The sequence below is a fragment of the Streptococcus viridans genome (assembly GCF_900636365.1).
Lineage (GTDB): Bacteria > Bacillota > Bacilli > Lactobacillales > Streptococcaceae > Streptococcus > Streptococcus viridans_A.
Map to the genome: position 1 here is coordinate 1,446,620 of NZ_LR134266.1, position 18,029 is coordinate 1,464,648.

Annotated in this window: 12 protein-coding genes and 1 pseudogene; 3 read left to right on the forward strand and 10 right to left on the reverse strand. The window is 42.5% G+C overall.

Annotation, left to right across the window (positions count from 1 at the left end):
• Positions 1–21: 21 nt before the first annotated feature.
• Entirely contained in the window at positions 22–1,650 is a 1,629-nt protein-coding gene (locus EL081_RS07555) for a putative polysaccharide biosynthesis protein (RefSeq protein ID WP_126404672.1), read from the reverse strand.
• 86 nt (positions 1,651–1,736) lie between these two features.
• On the opposite strand from EL081_RS07555, the gene EL081_RS07560 reads away from it, so the two are divergent.
• Positions 1,737–3,182 (forward strand): UDP-N-acetylmuramoyl-L-alanyl-D-glutamate--L-lysine ligase, encoded by a 1,446-nt coding sequence (locus EL081_RS07560; protein WP_126404673.1) that lies wholly within the window; start codon positions 1,737–1,739, stop codon positions 3,180–3,182.
• A gap of 36 nt (positions 3,183–3,218) precedes the next feature.
• Here EL081_RS07560 and EL081_RS07565 read toward each other — a convergent pair whose 3' ends face one another.
• The 4 genes from EL081_RS07565 to pflA all read right to left on the reverse strand — a co-directional run bounded on the left by EL081_RS07565 (position 3,219) and on the right by pflA (position 6,286).
• Positions 3,219–3,869 (reverse strand): DUF1803 domain-containing protein, encoded by a 651-nt coding sequence (locus EL081_RS07565; RefSeq protein ID WP_126404674.1) that lies wholly within the window; start codon positions 3,867–3,869, stop codon positions 3,219–3,221.
• Positions 3,853–4,365, reverse strand: a complete 513-nt coding sequence (locus tag EL081_RS07570; RefSeq protein ID WP_126404675.1) for a YiiX/YebB-like N1pC/P60 family cysteine hydrolase — start codon at positions 4,363–4,365, stop codon at positions 3,853–3,855. Before EL081_RS07570 ends, EL081_RS07565 begins: the two co-directional genes overlap by 17 nt.
• A 63-nt stretch (positions 4,366–4,428) precedes the next feature.
• Positions 4,429–5,364 (reverse strand): manganese-dependent inorganic pyrophosphatase, encoded by a 936-nt coding sequence (locus tag EL081_RS07575; protein ID WP_126404676.1) that lies wholly within the window; start codon positions 5,362–5,364, stop codon positions 4,429–4,431.
• Positions 5,365–5,491: 127 nt separating this feature from the next.
• Positions 5,492–6,286 carry a pyruvate formate-lyase-activating protein gene (gene pflA, locus EL081_RS07580; RefSeq protein WP_048689741.1) on the reverse strand — a complete coding sequence of 265 codons (795 nt, stop codon included), beginning with the start codon at positions 6,284–6,286 and terminating at the stop codon, positions 5,492–5,494.
• A gap of 214 nt (positions 6,287–6,500) precedes the next feature.
• Here pflA and EL081_RS07585 point away from each other — a divergent pair.
• Together EL081_RS07585 and EL081_RS07590 are read left to right on the forward strand one after the other, a co-directional pair.
• Positions 6,501–6,686: pseudogene (locus EL081_RS07585) on the forward strand (UTRA domain-containing protein); the annotation flags it as partial.
• A gap of 263 nt (positions 6,687–6,949) precedes the next feature.
• Positions 6,950–11,839: a glycosyl hydrolase family 95 catalytic domain-containing protein gene (locus EL081_RS07590; RefSeq protein ID WP_126404677.1), complete on the forward strand. Its 4,890-nt coding sequence runs from the start codon at positions 6,950–6,952 to the stop codon at positions 11,837–11,839.
• A gap of 439 nt (positions 11,840–12,278) precedes the next feature.
• On the opposite strand, the gene EL081_RS07595 is transcribed toward EL081_RS07590, so the two are convergent.
• From EL081_RS07595 to EL081_RS07620, 5 genes are all read right to left on the reverse strand, one after another.
• Complete coding sequence (locus tag EL081_RS07595; protein WP_126404678.1) at positions 12,279–13,082, reverse strand: ABC transporter ATP-binding protein; 804 nt, start codon at positions 13,080–13,082, stop codon at positions 12,279–12,281.
• A gap of 13 nt (positions 13,083–13,095) precedes the next feature.
• On the reverse strand, positions 13,096–13,989 hold the full coding sequence (locus EL081_RS07600; RefSeq protein ID WP_126405066.1) for an ABC transporter permease: 894 nt from the start codon (positions 13,987–13,989) through the stop codon (positions 13,096–13,098).
• 10 nt (positions 13,990–13,999) lie between these two features.
• Positions 14,000–14,974, reverse strand: coding sequence for an ABC transporter substrate-binding protein (locus EL081_RS07605; protein WP_126404679.1), 975 nt, complete (start codon positions 14,972–14,974; stop codon positions 14,000–14,002).
• Positions 14,975–15,401: 427 nt separating this feature from the next.
• Positions 15,402–16,376 carry a hypothetical protein gene (locus EL081_RS07610; RefSeq protein ID WP_126404680.1) on the reverse strand — a complete coding sequence of 325 codons (975 nt, stop codon included), beginning with the start codon at positions 16,374–16,376 and terminating at the stop codon, positions 15,402–15,404.
• Between the two features lie 423 nt (positions 16,377–16,799).
• Positions 16,800–17,951, reverse strand: a complete 1,152-nt coding sequence (locus EL081_RS07620; RefSeq protein WP_126404681.1) for a hypothetical protein — start codon at positions 17,949–17,951, stop codon at positions 16,800–16,802.
• Between the last annotated feature and the right edge of the window lie 78 nt (positions 17,952–18,029).

Sequence of the window (18,029 nt, forward strand, 5' to 3'; positions counted from 1 at the left end):
ACCGGACCCAACCTCTACTAGTTATGAAATATGAAATTTATCTCGAAGACTGGCTGCCTTACTACCAATAAAACGATCTAAGAAACGAAGACGAAGACCAAGACCACCATAAACAATGATCCCAACACCACCAATCAGAGCCACATAGATCATGCTTGTCACTCGACCATTTGGTTTGATGACAAAGCCGAGGATAAAGGCTGAAAGTAAAACCACTAATAACATGATCAAGGTTAAAATAGCTGTTAGTAAGCTCCGTTTAAAGACAGTCTTTCGATTAAATTGGGTTACCAGATGAATTTCCTTGTACATAAGGACAATCGGAATCATAAGACCAATCGTAGTAGAAAGAAGCGGACCATAAGCTTTAAAGAGATAAATGAAAGGTACTTGTAAAATCAGTTTCACCAACACTCCATAACCAAAGTAAAGAATGGCCTTCCGATTTTGGAAAAGAGCCTGGATCATTGGAGAGAGAACCGTATACAAGCCTAGAATGACCGTTTGCAACATCGCTAGGATAAAGAGTCCCAAAGCAAGGGAATCTGGTTTCCCGTAAAAGACCGTATAGAGAGGTTCCGCAATGGCTACTGCTCCAATCGTCGCTGGAAGCAAGAAGGCCACTAGCATAGTCAAATTATCTTGAACCAGCTTACCTGCAGCCCGGAAATCACCCTTGACATAGTTCTCTGTAAGGAGAGGGATTCCCACCCCACCAATTGATGTCGCAACCGCAATTAAAATCATGGTAATCTTGTTCGGATTCGCTGAGAAGTAGCTGAACTGAACCAAGAGCTCCGAGCGAGAGAAGTTAGTGAACCAAGACATGACATTGCTATAGGTCATCTGGTCGATAATTTGGAAGAGCTGAATGGCTGATCCTGTTACAATGAATGGAATCGCTTCACGAATAGTATCCCACAAAAGTGCCTTGGTATCAATCTCATTATCAGACTCTGGGCGATGGATAATGTGCTGTAGAAGCCCTGTTTTCCAGAGGTAATAGACGAGGACTAGAAGACTCGCTCCCATCCCAATAAAGGCTGCAAAAGTGGACTGGGTCACTGCTTCAACGTAATCACCTGAGCCAACCTTCATAATAAAGTAGGCTGTCAAGAGCATCCAGATGACCCGAATCACTTGCTCAGCAATTTGACTGATGGCATAAGGTTTCAGATTGTTATGCCCTTGGAAGAAGCCACGGATGACACTCATGGAAGGGAAAATGAGGACTGCCCAAGACAGGCTCTGCATGACAGGGATTAGGTCTTTCCCACCCCCAGACAGATTTGCAAATACTGGAGAAAGCACATACATAATAATGGCAAAAATCAAGCCCAATAAAGACATGAACTTAAGGAAGCCACGAATCATGGCAAAACTGTGTTCTTCTTGCCCCTTGGTATTGTACTTGGCCACTTGCTTAGCAACCGCTACAGGAACTCCTGCAGTTGAAATCAGCAAAAACCAAGCGTAGATATTATAGCCCATAGTAAAGAGACCGTTTGCCTCTGCGCCATGTTTGCCCATCCAGATATACCAAGGGATGATATAGGCTGCTCCTAAGAGACGACTAATGAAATTACTGGCTGTTAACCAGACTGTTCCTCGAAGCATCTGGGCCTGTTGATTACTTGTTTCGTTACTCATATCTTTCCTCTACTTTATAGTCTTCTTTCATTATAAACTTTTCCTTTACACTTGTAAAATAAGGTCTTTCAGTTTAAAATAGGATTATGATGAAGATAGAAACTGTACTAAACATTTTAAAAGAGGATCACAACTTTCGTGAGATCCTACAAGACGGAGAATACCACTATTCAGCAAGTGGTGTTTCTTTTAATCAAATTAGCTACGATAGTCGAAAGGTCAACGCTGAGACCCTCTTTTTTGTCAAGGGGGCAAATTTCAAGAAGGAATTTTTGGAGCAAGCGATCGAGCAAGGTCTCCAGTGGTATGTCGCTGAGCAAGACTTTGAGGTCAGCATCCCAGCCATTATCGTTACCGATATCAAACAGGCTATGAGCTTGATTGCCATGGAGTTCTTTGGTCATCCTGAGCGCCAGCTAAAACTCTTAGCTTTTACAGGGACCAAGGGCAAAACGACTTCTGCTTACTATGCCTACAAGATTCTTGAACAAGGCCACCGTCCAGCTATGCTATCCACTATGAACACAACCTTGGATGGCAAGACCTTCTTCAAGTCAACCTTGACCACTCCAGAAAGCATTGATCTTTTTGAAATGATGGCTCAAGCAGTTGCCAACGATCGGACCCACCTGATTATGGAAGTTTCCAGCCAAGCTTATTTGGTGAAACGGGTTTACGGTCTGATCTTTGATGTCGGTGTCTTCCTCAACATCAGCCCTGACCATATCGGACCGATTGAACATCCGACCTTCGAAGACTATTTCTACCACAAACGTCTCTTGATGGAAAATAGCCGTGCTGTTGTCGTCAATAGCGATATGGATCATTTTGAGATTCTTGCAGAGCAGGTGGCTGAGCAAAACCACGACTTTTACGGTAGTCAATCAAGCAACCAAGTCCAGAACTCAAAAGCCTTTAGCTTTTCTGTCACTGGTAAGTTAGCCGGCGACTACAAGACCCAACTGATTGGTCGCTTCAACCAAGAAAATGCTGTGGCTGCAGGTCTCGCCTGCCTTCGTCTAGGGGCGAGTCTCGAAGACATCCAAAAAGGAATTGCCAAGACGCGCGTTCCTGGCCGAATGGAAGTCTTGACTCAAAAGAATGGGGCCAAGGTCTTCATCGACTATGCCCATAATGGAGATAGCTTGAAAAAACTGCTCTCAGTTGTCGAAACCCATCAAACGGGAACCATTTCACTGGTCCTTGGATCAACTGGGAATAAAGGAGAGAGCCGCCGTAAGGATTTTGGCTTGCTCTTAGAAGACCATCCTGAGATACAAGTCTTCCTCACAGCGGATGATCCTAACTATGAAGATCCTTTGACCATCGCTGAAGAGATTAGCAGTTTCATCACGCGCCCTGTCGAAAAAATCGCAGATCGCGAACAAGCCATTCAACGGGCTATGGCAACGACCAGCAAGCCTGAAGATGCTGTCATTATCGCTGGAAAAGGAGCTGACTGCTACCAAATCGTCAATGGGGTAAAAGAAGAATATCTAGGTGATGCCGCCATAGCTGAACGTTACTTATAATCAAACAATAGAAAGGCTAGGAAATTTTCCTAGCCTTTATTTTTTTATAAAAATAAATCTTTCTTTATCAAATTCAACAGCTAACTCATACTTTCCATCTTCATTTTGAATGATGTAGCCCAATAAAACTAAACTATCGACAAAGATATCTCTGCGCTTTTGCTGGACTTCATCTTTTTTGAGGAACTTGAGCAAAAAGCTAGTCATATACTTGAGAGCATACTCTGGATTGACATCTCCCAAGATGGCATAGAGCTTCTCTTGCTCCTCTGTCAATGAATATTGCTGAGCCACCTTGTAAAAGTAATTGGAAAGGGTCTGTGCATTTCGTTCGAAGTCAGTCTCCTCTACTAGAATCGCTGCATTGGTCGTATTGCGGAGTTCCGTTTGGAAGACCTTGGCTTTCAGTTCCTGATAAAATTTACTATCCTCTCGGACAAAGACTTCTTGATCCAAATCAACAAGATCAGCTGACTCCAAGAAAGGCAGGTTGAGGGTGTAGCGTTTATTTTCTCGAAGGATCAAGCCCGCTTTGATATACTCCTCCATCAGTTTATCCACTGGTTGATCTGGAAATTGGGCCTTGATTTGCCGCAAAATCACATCATCCTGCTGATCCAGATAGTTGATCAAGTCCTTAAAAAAAGGCTGACGCGTCAAACGTGTGGGGTTAATGATGGTAATCATCCATATACCTTTCTTTAAACTGTAGTTGCGAAGACTGGGCTAACTGACTCGGGTTGGTCCCGGGCTGATCTAGAGGAACGGCTAGGCCGAGTTCTCTGTAGTAGGCTTTCCAAAAGGAACTAATTTCTTCTTCTCCCTCTCCAAACTTCATGGGAATGGTCTCAAAAATAGGAAGAATTTCTGCTACAAACTGGGAACAATAGAAACCATCTCCATCTGGATAAAAGGACGCATTGTAAGGAGAACCTAAAAGACTCTCTGCTCGTTTTTTGACCTCTGTACAATCAATCTGCTCATAGTGATAAAGGTCATAGACTTTTCCAGCTTCAAAGAAGTCCTCAGGAGCCTGGGCAAGGACGCCACCTTCCACCGTAGCATGATAGACCTGTCTGTCCAAAAAGATAGCCACGTGACTGTAGTTACCTGTAGAAGCCTGGATAGCCTGCCCCATTTCTGTATCTTCTCTCACAAAAATCAAATCGCCATTTTCTAACATCTTTCTCTCCTAGAAAAAAAGGAGTCGAAACTCCTTTTTAACAATGGGCTTCCCCATCTATCATTATGCATTAAAGCTTTCAGTCAATTGTGGTACCACTTGTTTCTTACGTGAAACAGCACCTGGAAGGAAAGCGTGGTTGTTTTCAAGTTTGAAGTTGAAAGCTGCTTCTACCTTGTCCATATTAGCACCAAGAGCCAAAATTTCTGAGTTTGAGTTGACGATGTCTGTAATCATCAAGACAAAGTCAGAGTAGCCGTTAGCTGCATTTGCGGCTTGGATAGCTGCTTCGATTTCAGATTGGCGTTCCAAGACTTCAGCAATATCAACTGTGTTCACTTGAGCCACACGAACATTGTTTCCGTTGAGTTCAAATGTCTTGGCATCGATATCAATCAATTCTTCAGCAGATTTGCTTGCCAAGTTTGTACCAGCCTTGAGCATGGCAAGACCGTATTCTTCCAAGTTCACACCAGCCAATTCAGCCAATTCAGGCGCAATCACCTTATCAGATGGGTGGGTTGTTGGTGATTTCAAAAGAAGGGTATCTGAAATCAAACCAGATAGCATCAAACCTGCGATTTCTTTTGGTACAGCTACACCATGTTCTTTGAACATGCGGTATACGATAGAAGATGTGGATCCAACTGGTTCCAAACGCATGTAAAGTGGGCTGGCAGTTTCAAAGTTAGACACACGGTGGTGGTCCACCACACCGTAAACTTCTACTTCAGCGATATCTGAAACAGATTGTTGGAATTCATTGTGGTCTGTTAAGATGACTTGCTCTGCACCTTCTGCTTTAGCAGATGTGATCACGCGCGGTGCTTCTACACCAAAATAGTTCAAGACGAAAGATGTTTCTTCATTTGGAGTTCCAAGAGCAACCGCTTCTGTATCCAAACCATAAGCTTCTTTTGCAAGGTAAGCAAAAGCTACAGATGAACCAATGGCATCTGAATCAGGGTTTTGGTGACCTAAAACAAGAATTTTTGACATGTTTCTACCTCTTCATTTTCATTTGTCTATTCACTCTATTTTAGCACGTTTTTCCGTTTAAAGAAAGGGAATAGTTGTGCTTTTCATCAGAAAAGACAGCTGGAAGAACCAACTGTCTCGATTTATTTTATCCTTTAACCCGTTTCAGGTAATCTTGATAACTTTCAGTCTCCATCAAATCCTTAGCATTTTGGACCCGTTCTTTTGTCGGTGGTTTCACACCCTCCAACTTGTACGGAATACCCAATTCCCGCCATTTGAACTCACCCATGGTATGGTATGGAAGAATTTCAAACTTATCAACATTTTTAAGGGTTTTGACGAATTTCCCAAGTTCGATCAAGTCGTCGTCTCGGTCTGTAAGCCCAGGCACCAAGACGTGGCGAATCCAAACGGGCTTGCCAATATCAGACAAATACTTGGCACAAGCCAAAATATTCTTATTCGTTTGACTGGTTACAAATCTGTGCCGTTCATCATTAATTTCCTTGATATCAAGAAGCACCAAATCGGTCACTGCCATCAGTTTGTCAAATTTTTCCAGGTAGCGAGGAGTATTGCGGAAAGGTAGAGCACAAGTATCCAGCGTACAGTGAATGCCCAACTCTTGAGCCTTGGTGAAGAGGGCAATCAAGAAATCTATCTGCAAGAGAGCTTCTCCCCCACTGACAGTGATTCCACCTTTTTGACCCCAAAATCCACGATAGCGGAGGGCTTCTTCTAGGACATCATCCACTGTTCGTTCTCTAGACATGTTCGTTTCCATAGCCCAAGTATCCGGGTTATGGCAATACTGACATCGCATCTGACAGCCTTGAAGGAAGACAATAAAACGGATCCCTGGTCCATCCACTGCACCGAAGCTTTCCGTAGAGTGTACCATTCCTGTTACTTTTCCATAGTCAACTGTTTCATTTTCCATGTCTTGTCCTTCTCTCTTGAAAACGTTTTATGACTTTATTATAACACGATTCCTTGTGAATAAAAGGATTTTAATGATTTTTTAGAAAATAAACTGTTTTTCAATTTCATTCCATTGTATTAGTACAGGCCATTCCAGTAGCTGTTATTCTTACTTATTCTCTATGGCAAAAAAAGAAAACGAAGAGCCGTTTTCTTTTTTTTTAATATCTTAAGAAATCTTGATTTCACCAATCGATAATCGCGATAAAATCTTACTGGATCTTGGAAAAGACCAACACGTTGTATCGGTCCGCTCCCAAGTTTACTTAGCAGACGGTCGGCAATTCCAGTTCACCGAAAGCCGTCACAAATTAGACAAGTTTCATTTTGTCGACTATGCAAAAAGAAATCAAAAATAGAGTACTCCGCTGACAGTTGAGAATGGACTCTACTGTTTTTTACGAGATCCGAAAATGAAAACTATTTTCAGCCCAAAACAATAGCTTATTCATCTCTTATTTCTCTACTATTTCAAGAAATAACACTCTCAAATATGCATCTTACCTAAAAGCTATTGACATTTTCCTGTTTCCCTATTAAATTGGATATGATAGAAATAAATATGAAGGGACTGTCTTTAACTAAAAATGTAAGCGGTCTCAAAAAACTAGAGGAGAGTTCTATGGACCAAAGATTTTTGGAAAAATCCTGCCGTTATAGTATCCGCAAACTAACAGTCGGTACGGCTTCTGTTTTATTAGGAGCCATTTTTCTCGGCTCACATCAGGTAGGTGCTGATAGTATTGTTGGAAGTCAAAACGAAAGTAACCACCTTGAAGCTGCCCCAGCCATAGAGAGCCCGACTGACGGAACTGGAGGATCCAAGCCAGAAAATCCACCTATTGCTCCTATTTCTGAAGAAAGAAACTCAACTCCTGATAGAACTGTTGAAAGTAGTCATACAGACGGTTCGACTAGTTCGATTGAGCCGAATAAAGATAAGGAAACTATGAAAGTTGAGACTCCCGTGGCCAAACAAACTGATTATCAATTGACCTACAATCAACCAGCTACTCCTTCCTATGATGGCTGGGAAAAACAAGCCCTACCAGTCGGAAATGGAGAAATGGGGGCAAAAGTTTTTGGGCTCATCGGTGAAGAAAGAATCCAATACAATGAAAAAACTCTCTGGTCTGGTGGACCGCAACCGGATAGCACCGATTACAATGGGGGGAACTATCAAGACCGCTATAAGGTCTTAGCAGAAATCCGTAAGGCCCTTGAAGCTGGAGACCGCCAAAAAGCGAAACAGTTAGCTGAAGAAAATCTAGTGGGACCAAACAATGCTCAGTATGGTCGTTATTTATCTTTTGGTGATATCTTTATGGTCTTTAACAACCAAAAGAAAGGCTTGGAAAATGTTACCGACTATTATCGTGACTTAGATATTACCCAAGCTATCACGACTACTTCTTATAGCCAAGATGGAACCACTTTTAAACGCGAAACCTTCTCTAGCTATCCTGACGATGTTACTGTAACCCATTTAAGTAAAAAAGGGGATAAGACCCTCGATTTTACCCTTTGGAATAGCTTAACAGAAGATTTACTTGCTAATGGCGATTACTCTTGGGAATATTCGAATTATAAACAAGGGGCGGTTACGACTGATTCGAATGGTATTTTACTTAAGGGAACTGTTAAAGACAATGGTCTACAATTTGCCTCTTATCTTGGAATCAAGACAGACGGACAAGTCACTGCCCAAGATGGCTATTTGACTGTCACTGGAGCTAGCTATGCGACCCTTTTACTCAGTGCCAAGACCAACTTTGCTCAAAATCCAAAAACCAATTATCGCAAGGATATTGACGTGGAAAATACTGTTAAATCTATCGTTGAAGCTGCTAAGGCCAAAGATTATGAAACTCTAAAACATGACCACATCGAGGACTATCAAAGTCTCTTCAACCGTGTTCAACTAAATCTTGGCGGTAGCAAGTCTACTCAAACGACAAAAGAAGCTCTCCAAACCTATAATCCGGAAAAAGGACAAGAACTAGAGGAACTCTTCTTCCAATACGGACGTTACCTCCTCATCAGTTCGTCTCGTGACCGTACTGATGCCCTTCCTGCTAACTTGCAAGGAGTCTGGAATGCTGTAGACAATCCACCTTGGAACGCTGATTACCACCTCAACGTTAACCTTCAGATGAACTACTGGCCTGCCTATATGAGCAATCTCGCAGAAACGGCTAAGCCAATGGTCAATTATATCGATGACCTGCGCTACTATGGCCGTATCGCTGCTAAAGAGTATGCCGGTATCGAGTCCAAAGAAGGCCAAGAAAATGGTTGGCTGGTCCACACCCAAGCTACACCGTTTGGCTGGACCACTCCAGGTTGGGACTATTATTGGGGTTGGTCTCCGGCTGCCAATGCCTGGATGATGCAGAATGTCTATGACTACTACAAATTCACCAAGGATGAGACCTATCTCAAAGAAAAGATTTATCCAATGCTTAAGGAAACTGCTAAGTTCTGGAACTCCTTCCTACACTACGACCAGGCAAGTGACCGTTGGGTGTCTTCTCCATCTTACTCGCCAGAGCATGGAACCATCACAATTGGGAATACCTTTGACCAATCCCTAGTTTGGCAGCTCTTCCACGACTATATGGAAGCAGCCAATCATCTAAATATCGACCAAGACTTGGTTACCGAAGTGAAGACTAAATTTGACAAGCTCAAACCACTTCATATCAACCAAGAGGGCCGAATCAAGGAATGGTACGAAGAAGACAGTCCTCAATTCACTAATGAAGGAATTGAAAACCATCACCGTCACGTTTCCCATCTAGTTGGGCTCTTCCCAGGAACTCTATTTAGCAAGGATCAGCCGGAATACCTGGAGGCTGCACGCGCAACCTTAAACCATCGTGGAGATGGCGGAACTGGTTGGTCCAAGGCCAATAAAATCAACCTCTGGGCTCGTCTACTTGATGGAAATCGTGCCCATCGTTTGTTGGCTGAACAGCTTAAATCTTCAACTCTAGAAAACCTCTGGGATACACACGCGCCTTTCCAAATCGATGGGAACTTTGGTGCAACCAGTGGGATGGCAGAAATGCTCCTTCAATCTCACACAGGCTACATTGCTCCATTACCAGCTCTTCCGGATGCCTGGAAAGATGGGCAAATTTCAGGTCTAGTCGCTCGTGGCAACTTTGAAGTCAGCATGAAATGGAAAGAAAAAAATCTTGAGTCATTAGCTTTCCTTTCCCATGCTGGGGGAGATTTAGTGGTCGATTATCCAGACATCGAATCGAGTATTGTCAAGATTAACGGGAAAGAAATCAAGCCAACTCTTCTGAAGGGCAATCGGATTCAGATTGCCACTCAAAAAGGAGATCAGATTACCTTTGAGAAGTTACCAGAGCAGGTTACTCGCCTATCTGCTGTGAGAAAAGATGCTGTAACAGCTGAACTCGATTTCAATCCGGTTACAGATGCGACCCACTATGTCATCCGTCGAGAAAGCAAAGATGAAAGCAATGACGCTTCTTCTGTCAAGGAATTCCTAACCAATGTCACTCATTTCATCGACCGCTCCATTGATTCTCTTCACAGCTATAGCTATACTGTTAGAGCCATGATTGGGGAGCGCTCAAGGCAAGCATCAGAAGCTACGTCAATCCAGCCAGTTGTCGAATTGATGGACGACAGAGATCCCCGTGTTCAATACGGTCCTGCCTTCCATAACTGGGAGGATGCTGACCTATTTGCAGGAACTGAAAAATACGCTGACCTAACTGTCGATAGCTATTCTGACAAAGATGCTACTGCTCGGATCTCTTTCAAGGGGAGAGGAATTGAAATCTATGGTCTCAAATCATCTGAATTAGGCCTGGCAGAAGTCCAAATCGATGGCAAAAAAATAGGAGACCTAGATTTCCACACATCAGGAGAGACGGAGAAAAGTGCTCTAATCGGTCGTTTTACAGGACTTCCTGATGGAGATCACCTCCTAACTCTAACCGTGAAGAAGGAGCACTTGAACCGAGGGGATGAACGCTCAAAAATTTCCATAGATTACTTTAAAATCTATCCGGGTCAAGGTGCGACTGTTGAAAAGATGGATGACAGAGACCCCCGCATCAACTATGGCTCCTTGTTCAAGGACTGGAGCGAATCAGGCTTATATCAAACGACAGAAAAATACGCGACTCTCCAAAACGTGGATCCATCTCAGTATTCAGAGGCCAAAGCAACCATTCCCTTCACTGGTACAGGTATTCGTATTTACGGCTTAAAATCTTCTGACTATGGAAAAGCCTTAGTCACCATAGATGGAAAAGAAATGCCAAGTTTGGACTTCTACTCAAGTGCTGACTATGAAAAGAATGTGTTGATTGGCGAGTATACAAACTTAAGCAATGGAGATCATATCCTTACCCTGACAGTGGATCCTAACTCTCCTGATGATAGAAAAATGATTTCTCTGGATTCATTTGACATCCTGAAGCCGTCAACAGTATCCCTAGATACTCCAAGCCTGGCCCCAATAAAAGCAGGCGATCAGACGATTACCCTCACACTTCCGTCTGGGGAGTGGGATGCTATTGCCCTTCATTTCCCTGGGGAAAAAAATCCTGTTTTCCTCAAGAAAACCGATGATTCCCACGTCACCCTATCAGATGGAAATCGAGTGTTAGCGATTAAGGACCAGCAAGTTGAATTGACGATCCCAGAAACTGCTCATCAAAAACAAACTCAGATCATCTCAGCCTATGCCATCCGAGGAAAGACCATCACTAGTCCAGCCGTCTCTCTCTTACCTGCTATTGTGACAAGTTTGGGAGACCAAGAACCTCCTGTAGTGACCCTTCCTGAGTACACAGAACCAATCGGCACTGCTGGACAGGAGGCAGCTAACCACTCTCTACCTGAATATGTCCTTCGAGTACTGAAAGACCAAGCAAGCCAGGTAGAGGTCATTAGTGGAGAAAATGAGATTGGTAGTGACAGTCATTTAGAGATTCAAAAGGTCCTTGACCAAGGACTCTTTGGCAAAACCTACGATGCTTTCAACCTTCAACTCAAGGATAAAGAAGGGAATCCAGTTCCAGTCAAAGGAAGTGTACTGGTACGACTTCCACTATCAAAAGAAGTGAAGCAAGTCTATTTCTTGACTCCTAATCAAGAACTCCAACCATTAGCATTTACACTACGAGAGGGCATGATTGAATTCATAGCACAAGAGTTAGGAACCTATGCCATTGTCTACCAGTCGGAACCAGAAGTCGGAACCCTTAGTCCAGATTCCTATGAAAAAGTTGAGCCTATCGTCTCAGGAAGAATGGTTCAAAACGGGAACATCCTAGTTGAAGAATCTACTCATCCAACTGATATCCGAAACACTCTGACTAGTGTTCCCAACTCTAAACAAGACCAGGCTTCGCAAAGACAACTTCCAAAAACAAATCATGAACAACGTTCATACCTACTCTTCTTAGCAGGACTCAGCCTTGTTCTCGCAGCTAGCTTCCTAGGGAAAAAGGAACAGGATTAGCTTGATGTTGTTAGCTACATCAATAAAAGAACTTTAGTGATTCTTCAATAAAAAAATAAATTTCGTCTTTTTAGCATTAAGCTAAGCATTGAAACTTTCTGCAGTGAGAAAAATGCTTGAAACACTGTTTTTTTCAAGCATTCGGGAGTTTTGAAACCTTAGATTCAAAACTAAGTCATGGAACTTCGTAGAAGTTCGCTGACGTCCGCACTCACCTAAGGAAAGTTACTAGGATTACTTTTTCTTCAATATAAAAGAGGCTGGGACAAAAGTCCTAGCCTCTCAATTGTCTTTGGATTATCGAGCAAGACGCAGTGGTTGAGTGGGCTCTACTACGCTGATTTCATCAGCTTTTACAGCCCTACCCAACTGTGCGGAGGTGGGACGACGAAATCGAATTCTAACGAATTACCGATTTCTGTCCCACTCTCTTTTTAGTTTATCCTAATACCAATTCGTCACTCACCAATGTTTCACCACTGTTCTGATGGAAAAGGCGCATCAAGTCTTCAACTGTCAGGTTCTTCTTTTCTTTCCCTTTAACATCGACTACAATCTTGCCTTGGTAGAGCATGATCAAACGATTACCATATGCGATGGCATGGTTCATATCATGCGTAATCATCAAGGTTGTCAAATCATGGCTTTCGACAATCTTTTGCGTCAGTTCCATGACCATTTCACTGGTCTTGGGGTCGAGCGCCGCGGTATGCTCATCCAGTAGCAAGAGTTTTGGTTTGACCAAGGCAGCCATGACCAAGGTAAGGGCTTGCCGTTGTCCCCCTGATAAGTATTGCGTATCCACTTTGAGGCGTTTTTCCAAACCAATATTGAGTTCCTTCAAAGCCGTTTTAAATTCCGCACGGTCTTTTTCTCTGACCCCCCAACTGAGGCCCCGTCTTGCTCCACGTTTTTTAGCAATGGCCATGTTTTCTTCAATGGTCAAGCGGGAAGCCGTCCCCATCTTAGGATCCTGGAAAACACGCGCAATATCTTTAGCACGCTTCCGAACACTGGTCTGCTTAATGGATTTCCCTTCCAAAAGGATATCTCCTTGATCCACTTGCAATCCACCTGCCAGAATATTCATCAATGTCGATTTCCCAGCTCCATTTCCTCCGATGACGGAGATGAAATCCCCTTCTTCTACTGTTAGATCCAAGCCTTTGAGAACATGGTTTTCATTGACCGTGCCTGCTTCGAATGTCTTATGGATGTCTTCAATTTTTAACAATGTTGCCATTTATCTTCTCCTTCTAGTTACTGCTTAATTTTAATCCACGAATCTTGAGACGTTTCTGTACTTCTGGTGCGAACAAGACCAAAGCCAAGAGAATGGCGTTAAACAAACGGACTAAGTTTTGGTCTAGGTTTGGAATTTCGTAGATATTGAGGATAATGAGGCGGTAGACAATTGCCCCCACTCCAATCGAAAGCAAGCGTCCTCCAATGGTCAAATCATGGATTAGGACTTCTGCTAAAATAACAGCACTGAGACCTACGACGATGGTCCCTGTACCAGAAGTCACGTCGGAGAAGCCATCTGTCTGAGCGAAAAGAGCCCCACACAATGCAACCAGTCCATTGGAAATCATGTAACCGAAAATCTTCATGGTATCCACATTCACCCCATTGGCCTCACTCATCGGGATATTGTCCCCAGTCGAACGAAGAACCAAACCAATCTGGGTTTTCATCAAGAGGGTTAAAATCAGACAAACCAATAACAAACAAGAAATACTAACAGCAAAGACAGCTGCCTCATTGGACAAACCCAAGCCCATCACAGACTTGAAAATGGTACTAGAATCACCAATGGATAAATTAGGGACGCCCCCCATGATTTTTATATTGATCGAATAGAGACCTGTCAGAGTCACAATCCCTGTTAAGAGGGCGGGGATCTTCATCTTGGTATGCAGAAGGCCAGAAACTAGACCTGCTAACATCCCTGCTAAAATCGAAAAGAGGGTCGCTAGCCAAGGGTTTTGCCCTGCTTGAATTTGGGACGCAACGACTGCAGCCCCAAGCGGAAAAGCCCCTTCTGCTGTCATATCCGCTATATCTAAAATGCGGAATGTTAAGAAAATACCAATGGCCATAATCGACCACAATAAACCTTCAGATAAACTTGATAATACAAAATCCATCATCCATCTCCTATTTCTTTTCGTTCATACCAGAGAGATCAATTCCTAATTTCTTAGCCATCTCTTTGTTAACATACAATTCTAGATTCTTAGGGGCCTCCACTGCCAGTTCGGCTGCCTTTTCCCCTTTCAGGATACGAATCGCCATCCGGGCAGATTGACGACCTAACTCAGTGTAGTCTGTCCCATAGGTATAGAGCCCTCCTACTTGGGCCATTTCAATCGAACCTCCAATAACTGGAACCTTATGTTTCAAAGACACTTGTTTAATGGTTTCCATTGTAGAAGAAATGATGTTGTCTGTTGGAATAAAGACTAAATCCACCTCTGACATCAAACTGTCCGCTGCCGCTTTCACATTATTACTGTCTAAAATGGTCTTCTCTACGACACGGTAGCCTTTGGCCTCAAGGACCTTCTTTGCTTCATCTTTTTGAACGACTGAGTTGGGCTCACTTTGCGTATAGAGGATCCCGACTGTCTTAGCTGTTGGCAAAACCTTTTGAATCAGGTCGACTTGCGTAGCAATGGCATCTGAAGATTGGTCACTCGTTCCTGTCACATTGCCACCAGGCTGATCCAAGTTCTTGACCAACTTAGCAGCCAGAGGGTCTGTCACTGCAGAAAAGACTACAGGGGTCCTTTTGCTCGTATTGGCGATACTTTGTGCTGATGGAGTTGCAATGGCAAATACAAGATCGCTTTCTTGTGACAACTGATTTGAAATATTTTTCAAATTTCGCTGCTCCCCTTGGGCATTTTGATAATCAATTTCAATCTCTTCTCCATCTACATAACCTTGTTTGGCTAACTCTTCCACAAAGCCTTTACGAGTCGCATCTAAAGACTTATGGGTAATATACTGGGAAATCCCAATCTTGATCTTTTCATGCTTAGAGGTCTTCAAGTGATGAAGGGTCAAGAGGGAGGTCATCAGTAGACCAACTACCAGAACCGGGGCAAGTAACTTCTTTACAACTTTCATGAAATATGTCTCCTTCTCTAAAACATTCAAACAGAATACAAAAAACCGTTTAGATGATTCTAAACGGTTGGTATCATTCCTCACAAACTTAAAAGTATGCCAGCATTGCCGTCCATTTAGATATCATCTATATGGACCACAATCAAAAATCTTAGCCACATAGATACAAACAAATTGCTCGTTTCGTTTGCATCCATGAATTCATGTCTACAAACACTATCTAAAGTAGCTAAAGTAAAAGTTTTGATTCAACAATGTGGAGTTCGTGTTTTTCATAAGTTTCTGCTTTCGTTTTTTTATGTTGACTATCTTACCGAAAATTTTTCAAGCTGTCAAGCCTAAATTCAGAATTTTTTTAATTATCTTATTTTTTCTACGTATAGTAACAAAAAAAGCGCCCAATTAGGGCACTAAATAAGCGAATATCTTATTTTTTAAAGGTGTATTTAAAATCATCCTCTTCATTCTGATAAACCGTTAATGTTCCGTTTACCAATTTATATTTGAGATTGTATTGCATTACAAAGTTTCCACCACTATCTACAAGAAATTCATGAGTTTTTTCAGATAACTCGCCTTCAAATAGCACCATATCAATGGTTCCTTTTCTAACATCAATTTCAACTCCTATTTCCTTCAAGTAACCCCATTTGCTTCGTTCCTCAATGTACTCCAAGGCATTTTCCATAGAATATAAATAACTTTTATCGCCTTCAAGGAGTTTTTTTGCTGCTCCTTTAAAATCAACTTTTCCTGATGTAGAAATTTTTACTTTATTACCCTCTACTTCCACAATCATTTCGACATCTTTAATAAATTCACTAGAGATATCTAAAGTCGAGGTGAAACTTTCTTTAAAACCAGCTGTCATTTCTTTCTTCAGTTCAGGAGTAGCTGACCATTTCCCTTGAATACTATTAGGATTTTTAGCAAATAAGAAAAATGCAAGCACAGCTAAAACTGCAACGGCGACAAGACTACATAATCCAATAATCAGCCCTTTCTTAGACTTCTTACCGGGTATTGGGGCTTGTCCCATATATGGGGAATTAGTCTGGTAATTCAGTTGCCCATTGTTTGGATAACCTCCCTGCATCTGAGCATTGTTATAAGATGTGAAGAGCGCTCCTGCTTGAGCCGACTCCTGAACAGGAGCTTGTGGCTGAGTTCCTCCTTGCCCAAAAGCTTGTCCTTGATGTTGAAACGGACTTGTTCCACCTTGGTATTGATTTGGAGCTGGGCTTGCACCTCCAAACGGAGATTGAATTGGATTTACCAGCGTATCCTGTGTCGCTTGTGTTTCTGGACTTTCAAACTGACCAAAAACCTGTTGGATTTCCTCCTGATTGGCCGGTCGACCATGGACTCTCTCGAACTCTGCTAACCATTCTTCTTGTTTCATTACTATATCCTTCTAACCTTTACTTATTTTATTATAAAGGAAATTCATAGGAGAAGCAAATTCGACTAAAATGAGCATAAAAAATCAGGGAAAAGCCCTGATTTCATGGCTCTATGATTCCTGTAGTGGGTAAAACCACCATAGGAATTATGGAGCCTATTTTATTGTTGAAAACAAGAACATCAAAAAGAGGCTGGGACAAAAGTCCTAGCCTCTCAATTGTCTTTGGATTATCGAGCAAGACGCAGTGGTTGAGTGGGCTCTACTACGCTGATTTCATTAGCTTTTACAGCCCTACTCAACTGTGCGGAGGTGGGACGACGAAATCGAATTCTAACGAATTACCGATTTCTGTCCCACTCTCAGGGTATAACTTTTCATCAACCCACTACAGTTGACAAAGAGCCTAAATAAGCGAATATCTTATTTTTTAAAGGAGTATTCAATTCCATAATCATTTCCATCCACGGAAACTTTCAGCGTTCCATTTTCAATTTTATACTTGAGATCGTATCGAAGGAAATGACTCTTATCTTCATCCTGAATGAATCGGTGATCTTTTTCATCCACCTCACCTTCAAAGGCTACCATTTTAAGAGTACCTTTCTTCACATCGATTTCAAGTCCCATATCCTCTAAATAGGAATTCTCACTGTTTTCCTGGATATAGTCTAAGGCATCCTCAACAGAGTAAAAATCATTGTCCCCATCATCATAGAGTTCCTTTGCAGCTCCCTTGAAATCAATCTTACCAATCACACTGATGGTTACTTTTTTCCCCTTTACCTCTACGATCATATCCATATCTTTTACAAATTCACTAGAAATATCTGATGTAGTAGAAAAAGTGCCTGAAAAAGCAGACTTCATTGTCTTTTTCATCTCAGGAGTAGCTGACCATTTCCCTTGAATACTATTAGGATTTTTAGCAAATAAGAAAAAGGCAAGCACAGCTAAAACTGCAACGGCGACAAGACTACATAATCCAATAATCAGTCCTTTCTTAGACTTCTTACCGGGTATTGGGGCTTGTCCCATATATGGGGAATTAGTCTGGTAATTCAGTTGCCCATTGTTTGGATAACCTCCCTGCATCTGAGCATTGTTATAGGATGCGAAGGGCGCTCCTGCTTGAGCCGAATCCTGAACAGGAGCTTGTGGCTGAGTTCCAATTTGCCCAAAAGCTTGTCCTTGATGTTGAAACGGACTTGTTCCACCTTGGTATTGATTTGGAGCTGGGCTTGCACCTCCAAATGAGGCTTGGGCCGGAGCTGGACCTCCGAACTGTGCTTGTTCTGGTGACAGCGTCGAACCTCCAAATGGTGTTTGCTCTGGAGTTGGCGCCGCACCTCCAAATGTGGCTTGTTCTGGAAACGGTAAGGGTCCTCCAAATTGTCCTTGATTGGAAACAGGTGCTGCACCTTCAAATGGAGATTGAATTGGATTTACCGGCGTATCCTGTGTCGCTTGTGTTTCTGGACCTCCAAACTGACCAAAAACCTGTTGGATTTCCTCCTGATTGGCCGGTCGACCATTTACTCTCTCGAACTCTGCTAACCATTCTTCTTGTTTCATTGCTATCTCCTTCTAACATTTAGTTATTTTATTATAAAGGAAATTCATGGGAGATGCAAATCCGACTAAAATGAGCAT

Bases quoted from the DNA above. Each gene is read 5' to 3' on its own strand.
- EL081_RS07555 (WP_126404672.1), bottom strand. From the start codon at position 1,650: ATGAGTAACGAAACAAGTAATCAACAGGCCCAGATGCTTCGAGGAACA.
- EL081_RS07560 (WP_126404673.1), top strand. From the start codon at position 1,737: ATGATGAAGATAGAAACTGTACTAAACATTTTAAAAGAGGATCACAAC.
- EL081_RS07565 (WP_126404674.1), bottom strand. From the start codon at position 3,869: ATGATTACCATCATTAACCCCACACGTTTGACGCGTCAGCCTTTTTTT.
- EL081_RS07570 (WP_126404675.1), bottom strand. From the start codon at position 4,365: ATGTTAGAAAATGGCGATTTGATTTTTGTGAGAGAAGATACAGAAATG.
- EL081_RS07575 (WP_126404676.1), bottom strand. From the start codon at position 5,364: ATGTCAAAAATTCTTGTTTTAGGTCACCAAAACCCTGATTCAGATGCC.
- pflA (WP_048689741.1), bottom strand. From the start codon at position 6,286: ATGGAAAATGAAACAGTTGACTATGGAAAAGTAACAGGAATGGTACAC.
- EL081_RS07590 (WP_126404677.1), top strand. From the start codon at position 6,950: ATGGACCAAAGATTTTTGGAAAAATCCTGCCGTTATAGTATCCGCAAA.
- EL081_RS07595 (WP_126404678.1), bottom strand. From the start codon at position 13,082: ATGGCAACATTGTTAAAAATTGAAGACATCCATAAGACATTCGAAGCA.
- EL081_RS07600 (WP_126405066.1), bottom strand. From the start codon at position 13,989: ATGGATTTTGTATTATCAAGTTTATCTGAAGGTTTATTGTGGTCGATT.
- EL081_RS07605 (WP_126404679.1), bottom strand. From the start codon at position 14,974: ATGAAAGTTGTAAAGAAGTTACTTGCCCCGGTTCTGGTAGTTGGTCTA.
- EL081_RS07610 (WP_126404680.1), bottom strand. From the start codon at position 16,376: ATGAAACAAGAAGAATGGTTAGCAGAGTTCGAGAGAGTCCATGGTCGA.
- EL081_RS07620 (WP_126404681.1), bottom strand. From the start codon at position 17,951: ATGAAACAAGAAGAATGGTTAGCAGAGTTCGAGAGAGTAAATGGTCGA.